Annotated in this window: 14 protein-coding genes; 11 read left to right on the forward strand and 3 right to left on the reverse strand. The window is 58.7% G+C overall.

Features of this window, described 5'->3' with window-relative positions; all coding sequences use genetic code 11:
• The first annotated feature begins 74 nt into the window (after positions 1-74).
• The 9 genes from AAIL67_RS09485 to AAIL67_RS09525 all read left to right on the forward strand — a co-directional run bounded on the left by AAIL67_RS09485 (position 75) and on the right by AAIL67_RS09525 (position 7,928).
• Entirely contained in the window at positions 75-716 is a 642-nt protein-coding gene (locus AAIL67_RS09485; protein ID WP_003062870.1) for a heme-binding beta-barrel domain-containing protein, read from the forward strand.
• Between the two features lie 294 nt (positions 717-1,010).
• Positions 1,011-1,307: a hypothetical protein gene (locus AAIL67_RS09490; protein WP_280009538.1), complete on the forward strand. Its 297-nt coding sequence runs from the start codon at positions 1,011-1,013 to the stop codon at positions 1,305-1,307.
• A 165-nt stretch (positions 1,308-1,472) separates the two neighbouring features.
• The gene (locus tag AAIL67_RS09495) at positions 1,473-1,919 is read left to right on the forward strand and encodes a universal stress protein (RefSeq protein WP_003062865.1); all 447 of its coding nucleotides are present in this window, start codon (positions 1,473-1,475) and stop codon (positions 1,917-1,919) included.
• 195 nt (positions 1,920-2,114) lie between these two features.
• Positions 2,115-3,593, forward strand: a complete 1,479-nt coding sequence (locus AAIL67_RS09500; RefSeq protein ID WP_343483863.1) for an amidohydrolase family protein — start codon at positions 2,115-2,117, stop codon at positions 3,591-3,593.
• 9 nt (positions 3,594-3,602) lie between these two features.
• Entirely contained in the window at positions 3,603-4,364 is a 762-nt protein-coding gene (locus tag AAIL67_RS09505; protein WP_343483864.1) for a hypothetical protein, read from the forward strand.
• Positions 4,365-4,721: 357 nt separating this feature from the next.
• A complete protein-coding gene (locus AAIL67_RS09510) occupies positions 4,722-5,582 on the forward strand; it encodes a hypothetical protein (protein WP_003062859.1) in 861 nt (286 codons plus the stop codon).
• A 779-nt stretch (positions 5,583-6,361) separates the two neighbouring features.
• On the forward strand, positions 6,362-6,709 hold the full coding sequence (locus tag AAIL67_RS09515) for a PRC-barrel domain-containing protein (RefSeq protein ID WP_003062855.1): 348 nt from the start codon (positions 6,362-6,364) through the stop codon (positions 6,707-6,709).
• 523 nt (positions 6,710-7,232) lie between these two features.
• A complete protein-coding gene (locus AAIL67_RS09520) occupies positions 7,233-7,484 on the forward strand; it encodes a hypothetical protein (RefSeq protein WP_167599004.1) in 252 nt (83 codons plus the stop codon).
• A 249-nt stretch (positions 7,485-7,733) separates the two neighbouring features.
• Positions 7,734-7,928, forward strand: coding sequence for a hypothetical protein (locus AAIL67_RS09525; protein WP_003053971.1), 195 nt, complete (start codon positions 7,734-7,736; stop codon positions 7,926-7,928).
• A gap of 340 nt (positions 7,929-8,268) precedes the next feature.
• On the opposite strand, the gene AAIL67_RS09530 is transcribed toward AAIL67_RS09525, so the two are convergent.
• Positions 8,269-8,649 carry a cupin domain-containing protein gene (locus AAIL67_RS09530; RefSeq protein ID WP_034361542.1) on the reverse strand — a complete coding sequence of 127 codons (381 nt, stop codon included), beginning with the start codon at positions 8,647-8,649 and terminating at the stop codon, positions 8,269-8,271.
• Positions 8,650-9,221: 572 nt separating this feature from the next.
• The gene (locus AAIL67_RS09535) at positions 9,222-9,467 is read right to left on the reverse strand and encodes a DUF333 domain-containing protein (protein ID WP_034361540.1); all 246 of its coding nucleotides are present in this window, start codon (positions 9,465-9,467) and stop codon (positions 9,222-9,224) included.
• 320 nt (positions 9,468-9,787) lie between these two features.
• Here AAIL67_RS09535 and AAIL67_RS09540 point away from each other — a divergent pair, with 320 nt between their 5' ends.
• Positions 9,788-11,005 (forward strand): GGDEF domain-containing protein, encoded by a 1,218-nt coding sequence (locus tag AAIL67_RS09540; protein ID WP_003062847.1) that lies wholly within the window; start codon positions 9,788-9,790, stop codon positions 11,003-11,005.
• Positions 11,006-11,155: 150 nt separating this feature from the next.
• Positions 11,156-11,935, forward strand: coding sequence for a YoaK family protein (locus AAIL67_RS09545; protein ID WP_012838828.1), 780 nt, complete (start codon positions 11,156-11,158; stop codon positions 11,933-11,935).
• 14 nt (positions 11,936-11,949) lie between these two features.
• Here the strand turns inward: AAIL67_RS09545 and AAIL67_RS09550 are convergent, their stop codons facing one another.
• Positions 11,950-13,116 (reverse strand): GGDEF domain-containing protein, encoded by a 1,167-nt coding sequence (locus AAIL67_RS09550; protein ID WP_003062843.1) that lies wholly within the window; start codon positions 13,114-13,116, stop codon positions 11,950-11,952.
• Positions 13,117-13,120: the final 4 nt, after the last annotated feature.

Consider the following 13,120-nt stretch of genomic DNA (forward strand, 5'->3'; position numbering starts at 1 on the left):
GCCGTCAAGAACCCCTCAGTCCATGGCTTGTAAACTGGCTTCAACAGATTCAAAGTGAAAGCCCGTTACACGATATGGAAAACTTTCCCAAAGACATCTACACCGAGCCCACGCCCGATGTGAATACCCTGGCCAACCTCGGCCCCCTCACCGGCATGGCCGGTATCTGGATCGGCAAGCGCGGCCTGGACATCAACCCCAAGGCTGACGGCCCCGAAAAGCAGGCCTTTATCGAGCACATGGAGTGCCAGCCCATCGATGCGCAAACCAACGGGCCACAGCTCTTCTATGGCCTGCGCTACCACACACGCATCGTCAAGCCCGACGATGTGGAAACCTTTCACGACCAGGTCGGTTACTGGCTGTGGGAGCCTGCCACCGGCAACATCATCCAGACCCTGACCATCCCGCGCGGACAGACCGCCATGGCCACGGGCAAGACCACGGCTGACGCCACCAGCTTCACCCTCAGGGCCGAGCGCGGCTCCACCGTCAACGGCATCTCCAGCAACCCGTTTCTGGAGCACGCCTTCAGAACCGACGCCTATACCATCACCATCACCAAGCACTCGGACGGCACCTGGTCGTACGAGCAGGAAACCACGCTGACCATCCCCGGCCAGAGCGAGCCTTTTGCCCATACCGACCGCAACACCTTGCACAAGATTGGCGAGCCCACGCCCAACCCAACGGCAAGGGCCGCAGTTGAAATCTGATTAGCACTCTCAAAGGACTCCACGCCCCGGCCGAATTCACTGGATCCGCAGGGCGCACACTCCCCGATTACCGCATCGTCCGTGATGGCCTTACGCTGCTGGTCATGGCCCTTACAGGCAAGAAGGCGCTTGCCTTCAAACTGGCTTATATAGATGCCGTTCAGCGCATGGAGGTCATTCACAGCAGGCTGCCGGCATTCGGCGCATGGAGCTGACCTTCAATCTAGTCGCGAAGGCTGAGGCGCAAGTGCACCGCACTGCGTTCATGACCTTGATACAGGGCGATGCCGATAGATGAGCGCACAGCAGCCACCTGCCGAACCTGAATTACGGTCGCGCACCCTGCGCCATATACAGCCGATTGTGACCGAGCTGAGGCAGGCCTCCTTCGACAGCCTGCCATGGCGCATTGCCGACGGCGAGACCATCGGCTCGACCGATGCCCAACTGGCCAAACTGGCAACAGCCTACTCCCAGCACCGCGAGAGCCAGTCCAGCCTGCCGACCGGCAACAGCCGCAGAGCAGGCTGCGCAAGACCTTCGGAAAATCTACTTTTGATAGCTTTCAACGCTTTATGGATAAGGGCTTGAGGCGGTTTTTACTTGCAACCTCATGAATTTGATTTCCATCAAGAAACCGTCTGAATACTCATTTCAAGGTGTTGCATTAGCAGCCCTGGAGTGTGAGTATGAGTTCGGTGATCGATCGAATTGATTTGGCAACAAGACGCGCACCTATGCGCAAGGAGGCTGGATATGTTCAAGCACATTTTGATTCCTACGGACGGCTCTAAGCTCTCTGAGGCCGCGCTGCGCGCGGGCATACAACTGGCCAAGGAACAAGGCGCACAGGTGACGGCGCTGTATGTGATGCCGGATTACGCAGCCATGATTTACGGAGCCGAGGCGCTGATCGCCTACAACTCTGCAGAGTTCGACAAGAGCGCCCAGAAGGAAGCAGATCAGGTGTTGCAAGCTGCCCTGGACATTGCCAAGACCGAGGGCGTGGCCTGCCAGACGGTGCGGGTCACGAATATCTCCATCAATCAGGCCATCATCAAGCAGGCGCAGGAGGGTAACTGCGATCTGATCTGCATGGCATCACACGGCCGCAAGGGCATTGCCGGCATTTTGCTGGGCAGCGAGACCCAGCGCGTACTGGTCAACAGCAGCATTCCGGTTCTGGTGCACCGCCCGGTTTAAGCATGCTCGACTGCAGCGCAGCCACTTCCCGGCCGCTCTCATAATGCAAGCAACGCCCCATCGCCCTCGTGCGGTGGGGCGCTTTTTCATGGCCGATCGTCGTGTAGCATCGGTGCATCAAATTGTGAGCCTTTGGTTCCATTTGTCACGCCGGCAGCGGCGTCTCTTGTTCATTTTGAAAAAAGGGAAAAGCAGATGAGTCACGCAATCGCAACCGATGCCGGCCTGGCGTGGCAGACCGGCCCGATTCGCCCGAGAACCTGCACCTGCGGCAGCGTGGTGTGCCAGTTGCTGCATGAGCGGGTGATGAGCGATATGTCGCGCCGCATGTTTGTGGGCGGGGTGACGGCCATGATGGCGCCATTTGTGACCCTGCATGCTGCCGAGACAGGCGCGGGCGGGGCGGCCAGGCCGGCCGACCGCCCCGTGTTGCTGACCAATCTGCGCCTGTTTGACGGCACGGGCAAGTCGGTGCGCCAAGGCGTCCAGGTGCTGATCCAGGGCAAGCTGATTGCCGCCCTGCCCTCTGCCGGCGAGAAGGTGGAAGGTGCGCAAGTGATCGACTGCCAGGGCAAGCTGGTGATGCCGGGCATGATCGATACGCACTGGCACACCATGCTGGCAGCCATTCCGCAGATGACGGCCATGACGGCAGATCTGGGCTATCTGTATATCTCCGCCGCGCAGGAGGCACAGCGCACGCTGATGCGCGGCTTTACCTCGGTGCGCGACGCGGGCGGCCCCGCCTTTGCGCTCAAGCGCGCGATCGACGAGGGCATGATCCCGGGCCCGCGCATCTATCCCAGCGGGGCGATGATTTCTCAGACCTCGGGCCATGGCGACTTCCGCCTTCGCAGTGATATTCCGCGTGCAGCGAACGAGCCGCTGAGCATGGTGGAGCAAACCGGCGTGGCCATGATTGCGGATGGCGAGACCGAGGTTCTGCGCCGCGTGCGCGAGCAGTTGATGCTGGGGGCATCGCAAATCAAGATGCTGGCAGGCGGCGGCGTGGCATCGCTGTACGACCCGCTGGACAGCACCCAGTTCACCGAGAAGGAGTTGCGCGCCGGCGTGGAGGCCGCCGCAGACTGGAACACCTATGTGATGTCGCATGTTTACACCCCCAAAGGCATCAAGCGGGCCATCAAGGCGGGCGTAAAAAGCATCGAACACGGCCAGTTGGCCGACGAGGAAAGCGCGCGCATGATGCGCGACGAGGGCGTGTGGTGGAGCCTGCAGCCGTTTCTGCAGGACGAGGACGCCAACCCCTACACCGATGCAGTGCGCCGCGAGAGCCAGTCGCGCGTGGCCCAGGGCACGGTGCGCGCCTATGAGATGGCGCAGAAGTACGGCATCAAGACGGGCTGGGGCACGGACATTCTGTTCAGTCCCAAGGGCACGGTCACACAGGGCAAGCAACTGGCCAAACTGACGCGCTTTTACGACCCCATGACGCTGCTGAAGCAGGCCACGGGCACCAACGGCGAACTGCTGGCCCTGTCGGGCGAGCGCAACCCCTATCCCCAGCCGCTGGGCCGCATAGCCCCTGGCGCATTTGCCGATCTTCTGGTGGCCGATGGCGACCCGACGGTGAATCTGGACTTCCTGAGTAACCCGGAACAGAACCTGCGCCTGATCATGAAGGATGGCAAGGTTTACAAGAACACGCTGTAAGAGAGACAAATGACCCAGCACATCAACACCACTCCGGGTATGACAGCGGCGGCGCTGGCCGTGAGCCTGCTGGCAGGCACGCCGGCCTGGGCACAGGACAAGACGGCAGCCGATGCATGGCGCTTTCAGCTCACGCCCTATGTATGGATGACGGGGCTGGACGGCAGCGTCCGCCCGTTCAGAGGAGCGCCAACGGTGAGCGTGAACAAATCGTTCTCGGACATTCTGGAGGACCTGGACGCTGCAGCCTTTGTGAACGGCACGGCACGCAAGGGACAATATGTGCTGCAGGGAGATTTCAGCTACGCCGCTACATCGGACAAGGCTGCCTTACCCTTAGGCCTGAGCGCAAATGCCAAGATTCGCCAGACCTCGCTGACGATGACCGGCGGGCGCAACTGGATGCTGAGTCCGCAGTCGAGCGTTGACCTGATGGCGGGCCTGCGCCTATGGCAGATCAAGGCCGAAGTGAGTGTGCCAGGGGTGGGTTCGGCGCAGTCCAACACCTCGTTCGTCGACCCAGTGGTCGCCGCACGCTGGCGCTACGATATTGCGCCGCGCTGGTCCACCTTGGTGTATGCCGATATGGGTGGGCTGGATGTGGGCTCGAAGTTCACCTGGCAGGTGCACGGCTCGGTGAACTACCAAGTCAAGGAAAACATCTTTGTGTCCGTGGGCTACCGCCACCTGAGCGTGGACTACCGTGACGACGGCAAGCGACTGGACTTCAGCCAGAGCGGCCCGATCGTCGGAGCGACGTTCAGGTTCTGATCACCACCAGCGGATAGCCAACACCCAGCCCGTCAGACCTGCGGCTGCAACGCCGCATGCAGCAATGGCATAGGCGATGGCAATCGCTGCGGGCGAACCAGGCTGCGCCAGGCCCTCTAAGCACTGGATTACCTGGTGCGTGATCTCGCTCGGTTTCAGCGCATGGAGTCTCCTCAACCACCGGGGAGTCAGAGCCTGAAAACGCGCTCGACACACCGCCGCCGGACAAACCAGGGACGTGCGCACTCATTGCTGCAGCCTGCCTTTCCTTGCTCCATCAGCCGCCCGCGCCAGACGACAATGTCAAAGCAGCACCAACTGACCAAAACCAGAAATCCGACAGGCCACAAGACATCAATGAACCGCACCGAATTTCTGCAACAGCCCGAAGTCATTGGCTTTACCGACTGGCTTGCAGCCACACTCCCCCAGCGACAGATTCAGTTGAACATTCGCTCTTCCAGCTACGTACCCAAGGGCTTGATGGCCACCACCCGTTTTGCCGATCTGGTACCTCACCACTACCGCTGGCGGGCGACTGGCCTGGCAACGGGCGACTGGGCCGAGTCGTGCATCAAGACAAGCGCTCTTTCTGCCAAGCTGCGCGCTGCCGTGCAGGCCAACGATGCGACAGCCACCCTGGCCGCCTGTAGCGATGTGCTGGACTGGGGCGGCGAGCGCAACCCCAAAGAAGGCGCGCGGCCCTTTCTTGTGGGCCTTGGCACTAACATCAGCCACTACATTGCCCAGACCCACCAGGAAATGGCGCTTGGCTCGGCCAGCCTGCGCACTGGCTTTCCGACAGTGCAGCTCATGAACTCCATGCTCACCAAGGTGCACGCCTTTTATTCGGCAGAAGGCTTGCCCATCTATGACTCGCGGGTCAGTGCTGCAGCGGCTGCACTGGTGGAGTTTTGGCGCCGCAGTAGCGGCACGCGCCACCTGCCCGATACGCTGAGCTTCCCTCTGGCCGGCGGCAGCCAGAAGCCCCAGCACAAACTGGCTTGCCTGTTTGACCAGCCACCGTCGCCGGGCACCCTGCTCTACACCAGCCAAAGCACGCCCCAGCGCTGGGCTGGCGCCAAGGTACGGCTGGCCTGGGTAATGACCGAAACCCTGCGCAAGACCCCCAGCCTGTTTTCAGGCCAGCCCGATCGCATGCGCGCCATGGAAGCTTCACTCTTCATGGTGGGCTACGACCTGAACTGCCTGGCCTGAACAGAAAAACCCCTGCCAACCAGTAGCTGCAGGGGCTTTTCTCCGCACTCAGGAATCTGGATCAAATAAGCCTCCAGCGCTTATCCACCAAACGCCGGAAGCTATCAAAACAGCTAGCTCTGGGAAAAGCCAATGGGCCTGCCGAATGCGGACAAGGGCAAAGTGGCTAGGCTGACTGGAATCACCGCAGCGCCCTCCACCAAGGCATAAGGCCAGCCGGTGGACCCGATCCAGGGTACTGCGGTTGGAACGACTTGCATCAGGGCAGCAGAAACCGCAACCCTGAATGGGCCCGGAACCCACCATATCCTGCTGCCTGTCCTGATGAATACTGTGAGGAATATCGAGAGTTCCGCCTCAAACGTAAACCAAATGCTACGTAATGGCCGTGAATTCACAAAATTCAGCGTTGCGCCACGTTCTCCTACAGAAGGGTTTTCCATGACTCGGCGACCATGCACCCACAGCAAGCCAACCCGGTTTGCTGGTCACCAACCTGAAGGAGTGAAGGACATGACGCAACAAGCGAACCAGCAACACAGCCCAAGCCAACAGGACAAGCAGCAACAGCAGCAGCAAAACCCTGGGCAACGCCAACCAGGCCAGAACACCAGCCAACCCGGCCAGCAGCAACAGCAAACCCCAGGACAGCAGAAGACCCCTGCTCAGCAACAGCAACCCGGGCAACAGCACAAAACGCCCCAGCAGTGAATGTGAGCGCCTCAGCGCTGGCCCACCTTGCCAGCGTTGTTCTGTACCACGCAAAGAAAGGAGCAGGAATGCAACCAGCCTCACCTGTCATCTCATCCGATCGTGTCAACGGCACCAGCGTCTACAACCCCAACGGCGACAAACTGGGGGCTATCGACTCACTGATGATCGACAAGCTCACCGGCAAGATTCGATATGCAGTGATGCAGTTTGGCGGTTTCCTGGGCATCGGCTCAGATCTCTACCCACTGCCGTGGGATAGCCTCAAATACGAACCCAGCCAAGGCGGGTACGTGGTTTCTGTCACCAAGGAACGGCTTGAAAACGCCCCTCGCTACGAGGGAGGCACATTGCCTGAATACACCGACGACTACGGCCGCCGTGTTTATGACCACTACGGTGTGCCCTTTGTCTGACCCCGGCACGCAACCACACATGCGCTAGCGCCCAAACTCAAGAAGAACCGCAGGCCGGTCGGCGCCGGCCGCCAACCAGTTGGAGTTCAGCCCACCTCGCGGTCGGCTTTTTTTTGCGCGGAGATTTTCAAATGTAGCCTCCTGGCCCCGCGGGCCTTAAGCGCGACCTCTCCCCGCAGGGTCAAGCGGGGCCATCTGGTGTGATGGTTCCCGGTACAAGGTATTGCTCAAAATCGAGGCCTGAAATACGCTTTACCAATACCGTGGTGCACAAGCCGTGAGCTGCGGTCTGAGCGGTCACACCAGATGGTGATGATATCCATTGCTTTCTGCCGAGCCTGAGGTTCTCTACCCTCCCTCTGCTTCCCCAGGCACGCCGCAAGGCATCGGCCTTTACACGCAAGCCCACCAGCCAACGCCGGTGGGCTTTTTCTTTGCCGGTAGACGCTCAGTGCAGCCACGCAACACATGAGGTCGATGTCTGTTGACGCGCTGTACAGGGGAAATTTAAACTACTGTACAAATGAACAGCACTGATAAAAATAACAGTAAAATTCAAGGCAACAGCTTGCTGCGCCAGAGCGCGAAGCGCATTCACTCCACCATACCTTTGTTGGTTTCGCCTGCTCTCAAGAGCGCTGGTCTTTTTTATCCGACCCCGCCCATCCAGCGGGCCTGCTTCTCGCCAAAAGGAGACTCCATGCTGTACAGCACCGTTCCTCAACCCGTTGATGAAGACCTCGTGCAGCGCCTGCGCGAGAAGGGAGGCCTGTGAAATGGCCACACATCCCCACCGCCCTGCTCGCGCTGCTCCTGACAGTCCTGCTCTTGATCGCCCCGGCCTTGGAACAAGGCTACTGACCGCCGTGCAATGGGGCCTCAGCCTCCTGGGGATCTTTTGCCTCATCGGCGTGGCGGTCGTCATTGCCACCACCCCGGAAGCCTGGCCGCTGTGAACGGTCGACCTCATCGATTTTGATAACCACAGGCGTTTTCCTGACAAGCGCCAGACCGGAGAAATATCATGGAAAAGATCATCGAATCCCTGATCCTCGTCGCCGCCATCTTCATGGGCGTACTGTGGCTTGCCACCCCCAACGCCCAGGCAGACGAACCCACCACCCTCACCAAATCCGTGCGCGACGAGTTCGCCTGCCCGGGCATGCACGCCGAATGGCTGGACGCCCACACCGTCCAGTGCCTGCGTGAAAAGCCCTGATCTACCGTCCCGCTGCCCCCCGCGAACAGCCCATGCCCCATCGACACCGTACGGCAACGGCAACAGCTCCAGCACCACGACAGCCAACACAGCCGGCTGCTGCCTGCTATGGAAAGCAAGACTGCTAGTTCAATCCAGACGATGCCATCAGCTGCAGCACACCTTCAAATGCAGATAGGGCGGGCGCAACGCAATCGCCAATTCAGAAGCTCGGAAGCGCCCGCCAAGCAGACAAAAGCCCGCAAGGTTCCAGACCTAGCAGGCTTTTTTGCCAAGTGGTTGGCATGTACTACCGCTACCTCAATCTGCTATGGCAAGCCCGCAAGCACTTGCGCGAGCGTTACTCGGAAGGTTTTGCGTAGACCTCTGCACTCAGCACCTCAAGGCCGACAAAGGGTTCAGTCCCTTCGACCCAGGCATCGTGACCGGGTGGGATGGCGTAGGACTCCCCTGCGCTGAGCATTTTCTGAGAGCCGTCCTGCATTTGAACGGTGAGCTTTCCCGAAACAACGTGCCCCACATGCGAGAGCTGGCAGTAGTCGGTCTTCACCACGGGCTTGATGCATTCGGACCAGCGCCATCCGGGCTCAAAGTTGAACCGTCCAATCGTGTAGCCCTGAAGCTTTACGAGCTCCACGCGAGTTTTGCTAGGTGTGCGAAGTTCATCAGGCTCGCTGTGTGACCTGACTTCTAGCTTCTCAACGCTGACTGGAGTGGCCATGATTTTCTCCTTCATAAGAGCTGCACCTCGAGCCCCCAAGGAATTCTTCAGGCATAGCTGGTGAGCCGAAGGACAGATGAAAAAACTTATCACTACGTCATTCGCATGGCATTGCCAGGAGCACTTATCAGTTACCAATTGCTGCATGCGGCACGGCACTGTCTGCGCCGCCCAATTCACGGCTGACAGAAAAAAAGCATGCTTTGACATACAGGGTGCCTACGCGGCCCATTTAAAGCGCCACAAGTTCGCACAGATTTTTCAGATTTGCATACTGCAAGCAGATCGAAGCGGCTACAGCAAGAAAGGCATAACTTCTCTGCGCAGCCCCAAGACGGCGCGGTGCTGACTGTTTTGGGCACAGCCAATGCCTAGCCATTGGTGAAGCTGGCTGAACTGTCCAGACCCTGCTCACCCAGCCTGCGCCGTATGGGCTTTTTTGTCTGCCATTCACGGAGGCACGATGCGTCGCGCCGACCCCTTGGCCTTAGCGAGGTACATGCCCGAGTCATCCGCCGTGCACCAAGAACCTACTAGCACTTGAGCCCGCTGATGTTAGGACTACGGCTCGGTTACTTTGCAGGGTGGTCGCGGCGGAACAGCTCCCACTCGTCGATTTCCGTGCCGTTGGGCAGCACGCAGATGCCGCGCTCTCCGGCAGTGGTCTTCTCGATGCGGGTCTTGCCGCCCAGCTTGGCGCAGTACACCGATGCGGGGTTGGCCATGCCGATCACAGGCGCAGCGGACTGAGTCTGGGCACAACCGCTGATGGCCAGTGCAGAAAGTACTGCGCTGGTGGTTCCAAGTGCTTTTTTCATGGGCTCAATGTAGCAAATGCCGCCTTTTTCATTGAGCCGCAAAAAATCCTGACTCACATCAATCTCTCATCTCCTTCATACATATGGGCTAAGGGTTGGCACCGACGATGTTGGCGGCACTCTGTCAGCCAATGTCACTTTTAGTTATTTCACCTCCAAAAGAGGAAAAGTGAACTGTCAGAAATCGCAAGAAGTTGTTAATTTGTGATCCGGAAGATGAGCGGCTGACACATTAATGGCCGCCTTGGCATTTAGATTTGACTAGAGATATGGCCAGTCTGGCCTGTCTGTTGGTGATCACTAGCAGAAGGGCTGTGTGTATGCATACGAGCAACGACCACATCTTTGTGTTGATGCCATCTCTGTCCCTGCTCTTCCTGGCCGGCCTGCTGGGAGTGTGCTGGGCGACCCAGCCCAAGCAACGCTTTCTACTCTGGCTGTGCGCCTCTTTCCTGCTAACCGCAATGTCCATCAGCATTCGCAGCGTGCTGAAGTTTGAAGTCCTCAATCACTATGTGGTTCTCGTCAACGCACTGTTTCTGGCGGGAGCTTGGTGTTTTTCCAAGAGCTTTTCAGAGCGTCGGTGCGTACCCACATATCCGCTTGCAGCCCTTGTCTTGTGTGCCGCGACGCTGGCCTCGCTCTACTATTTCGCCAACGTGGCGCAGAACCAGGTGGGTAGACTGCACACATTCGGTATAGGCGTAGCTCTGATGCTCTTGCTGCCGGTGCCGGCAGTTCTCAAACGAGGCCTCACCAACGACTGGCTGGATAGGATTTTGCTGTGGTCCTATATGTTTTATGCCGTCTTTACCATGCTGCGCCCGACGCTGGTCGCGACTTTCGCGCATAACGGTCTCGGCGATGCCATGGATGCCAACTCAACCTATTGGCTGACAACGCTGATGAGTATTTTGCTTTTTGCATTGCTCTTCACGGTTTTAGTCTGTGCAGTCACCATCAGGGACACAGTCCGTCAACTGCGCACTGAACGCGACCTGGATGCTCTGACCCAGATACTGAATCGCCGCGCATTCAGTGAAGCCGCACAGCATCGCCTGGCCGACCAGCGCCTGTATCCCATGGCGCTTCTGGCCAGCGATATTGATCATTTCAAACGCATCAACGACAACTGGGGGCATGACAAAGGTGACGAGGTCTTGCAGCTTGTCGCCAGAGCGATGCAGCACAATGTGCGCAGCAATGATCTGGTTGCACGCTTCGGCGGTGAAGAGTTTATGGTTCTGCTGACAAAGATCGATTTGCAAGGTGCCGAGCAAGTCGCCAAGCGCATTGGCCTGGAGTTGAGAAATGACCAGGAGCTATTGCCGAAAGGGCCAGCCCTGACGCTGAGCTTTGGCATCACTTCAATCAGCAATGCCGACCAGCTTGAAGGTGCACTGAGGCAAGCCGACCAGTTGCTGTACAGTGCCAAAAATGCTGGCCGAGACCGCGTTCATGTGGAAGGCCGCACTTACCCAGACATCAGCTTTGAACACACCTTACCGGCAGACCACCCCATGGCATTGCTGATGTAAGCCGGTGAATTCGCTGACCAATGCCATCACGCACCGGGCAGCTCACGTATCCAAGTTGGCCCACAATGATTCCTGTATGGTCGCTGGCAAACCAATTTGCCAGCATTGATGCACCCCGTCATGGGTGCACTTTTGTCAGTGGAATCCTTGATGCGCAGACTTCGCCATCTCACCAACCGGCATCGCACGCCGTCCACCAATGTCGCCCTGGGTCTGCTGCTGGCCTTTAACGCAGGCGCGGTCAACGCTGGCGGCTTTCTTGTGCTGCGGATGTATACCTCGCACATGACGGGCTTTGCCTCTCAACTGGCTGACGGCCTGGTGCTTGAGAACGCCAAGCTGCTGCTGAATGCGCTTGGTGCCATCATCGCCTTTACAACAGGCGCGGCCGTCTGCGCGTTGCTGGTGAACTGGGGGCGCAAACGCCATCTGTACAGCGTCTATGCCCTGCCGCTGATGCTGGAGGCCGTCATGCTGATTGCCTTCGGCCTGATGGGCACAGTCACCTTGACCTGGAACACTCCCTTCGCAGTGCCGCTGACCGTGCTGCTGCTGTCCTTCATGATGGGTTTGCAGAATGCCGTGGGTTCCAAGACATCCGGCGGCAGCACTCGCACCACGCACATGACCGGCAATTTCACGGATCTGGGCATGGAACTGGGCAAGATGTTCTTCTGGAAGCGCCACGCCAACGCCGGCCTTCAACTGTCGCCCCTGGTTCGGCATGACTGGCGCCGTATGAAGGTGTCCGCAGGGCTGATCTTGATGTTTGTGCTGGGCGGCATTACCGGTGCACTGGGCTTCAAGCATATCGGCTTCATCTGCGTGGTTCCGCTGGCCGCTCTTTTGCTTGTACTGTCCGTGCCGCCATTTATGCGCGATGCAGCGCAGTCCGCCGAGCGGCCGTCACTCTTCAGCAAGAAGAGCTGAGTGCATCCGGTATCTCACGCCGCTGCCGCGACGTCTCCGGGTCCATGCACGACGACCTGATCGCGCCCAAGCTCCTTGGCCTTGTAGAGTTGCTGGTCAGCCCTCATTAGGGCTTCGCGCAGATCGCTGCCGAATGGACTGACAACGACACCCATGCTCAAGGTCACGCGCTGACCATCGGGCAATGGCGCAATGATCTCGACCGCTCCGGCACGAATACGCTGCGCCACACGTTGTGCAGTCTCAATGTCGGCATGGGTCAACAGCAGCACAAATTCTTCGCCTCCAAAGCGAGCCACCAGGTCGGTTCCACGGACACTTGCCTGTATGACTTCCGCGACGGCCTTGAGTACTCCGTCTCCATATTCGTGCCCCCAGTTGTCGTTGACCCGCTTGAAGTGATCCAGATCCGCCACCACGATGGAAAGCGGTTGCGCTTTTCGATCCCGGGCCAGCGGGTCTGCAAGCTCCCAGAAGCCGCGACGATTCAACACGCGAGTCAGCATGTCGTGATTGCGCTCGTCTCTGAGTGTGGCCATTGCATCCCTCATCGAAACGATGAGCATGAGGCCCGAGAACACCAGGCTGAACAATAGCGAGCCCAGCATGGTGACCAACCAGTAAATGGAGCTGAGCATGTCCTGGAGCTCAGTGAATCCCAGAAACAGCACCATGATGGGCCTGAGCACTGTATAGATCGCAAAGGCCCCGTAGGACCGGTAAAGCAGCTTCTCCAGCCCGTCACGTCTGACTTTTTTTAGCGCAATGGCAGGAAACGGTATGAAGTGAATGATGCCAAGCCCTGTGTTCAGCCAGAGCACGCGCGCAGCAATGTTGTCCTGCACGATGCTGTACTCGTAAAGAGCAGCAACCACGATGATCGATACCAGGGCCGAGATCTTGGGATATGAGGAGACGGAAAACTTTTGAGCGACGCCCCAGGTACAGAGCCAGGCACCAAGCAGATAAATGGGCCCGGTGTAAACAGCCCACCGAACCAGTTGTCCGTGAGGTGTCAAGCACTGCCAACCCAAGGCAAGCCCCGTAAGTGTCAACCCACAAGCCGTCGAGAGCAGAAACACTGAGCGGCGCTGTGCAAGCCAGCAAAAAGCCATGAGTGCGCCCAGTGCCGTTATGCATACCGGCGCGACCAACAAGTACAGCTGCAAATTGCTAGGCATGAAT

It is taken from the genome of Comamonas sp. A7-5, assembly GCF_039581385.1.
Taxonomy (GTDB): Bacteria; Pseudomonadota; Gammaproteobacteria; order Burkholderiales; family Burkholderiaceae_C; genus Comamonas; species Comamonas thiooxydans.

Coding starts and splice junctions, on each gene's coding strand:
- AAIL67_RS09485 (WP_003062870.1), top strand. CDS start 75: ATGGAAAACTTTCCCAAAGACATCTACACCGAGCCCACGCCCGATGTG.
- AAIL67_RS09490 (WP_280009538.1), top strand. CDS start 1,011: ATGAGCGCACAGCAGCCACCTGCCGAACCTGAATTACGGTCGCGCACC.
- AAIL67_RS09495 (WP_003062865.1), top strand. CDS start 1,473: ATGTTCAAGCACATTTTGATTCCTACGGACGGCTCTAAGCTCTCTGAG.
- AAIL67_RS09500 (WP_343483863.1), top strand. CDS start 2,115: ATGAGTCACGCAATCGCAACCGATGCCGGCCTGGCGTGGCAGACCGGC.
- AAIL67_RS09505 (WP_343483864.1), top strand. CDS start 3,603: ATGACCCAGCACATCAACACCACTCCGGGTATGACAGCGGCGGCGCTG.
- AAIL67_RS09510 (WP_003062859.1), top strand. CDS start 4,722: ATGAACCGCACCGAATTTCTGCAACAGCCCGAAGTCATTGGCTTTACC.
- AAIL67_RS09515 (WP_003062855.1), top strand. CDS start 6,362: ATGCAACCAGCCTCACCTGTCATCTCATCCGATCGTGTCAACGGCACC.
- AAIL67_RS09520 (WP_167599004.1), top strand. CDS start 7,233: ATGAACAGCACTGATAAAAATAACAGTAAAATTCAAGGCAACAGCTTG.
- AAIL67_RS09525 (WP_003053971.1), top strand. CDS start 7,734: ATGGAAAAGATCATCGAATCCCTGATCCTCGTCGCCGCCATCTTCATG.
- AAIL67_RS09530 (WP_034361542.1), bottom strand. CDS start 8,649: ATGGCCACTCCAGTCAGCGTTGAGAAGCTAGAAGTCAGGTCACACAGC.
- AAIL67_RS09535 (WP_034361540.1), bottom strand. CDS start 9,467: ATGAAAAAAGCACTTGGAACCACCAGCGCAGTACTTTCTGCACTGGCC.
- AAIL67_RS09540 (WP_003062847.1), top strand. CDS start 9,788: ATGCATACGAGCAACGACCACATCTTTGTGTTGATGCCATCTCTGTCC.
- AAIL67_RS09545 (WP_012838828.1), top strand. CDS start 11,156: ATGCGCAGACTTCGCCATCTCACCAACCGGCATCGCACGCCGTCCACC.
- AAIL67_RS09550 (WP_003062843.1), bottom strand. CDS start 13,116: ATGCCTAGCAATTTGCAGCTGTACTTGTTGGTCGCGCCGGTATGCATA.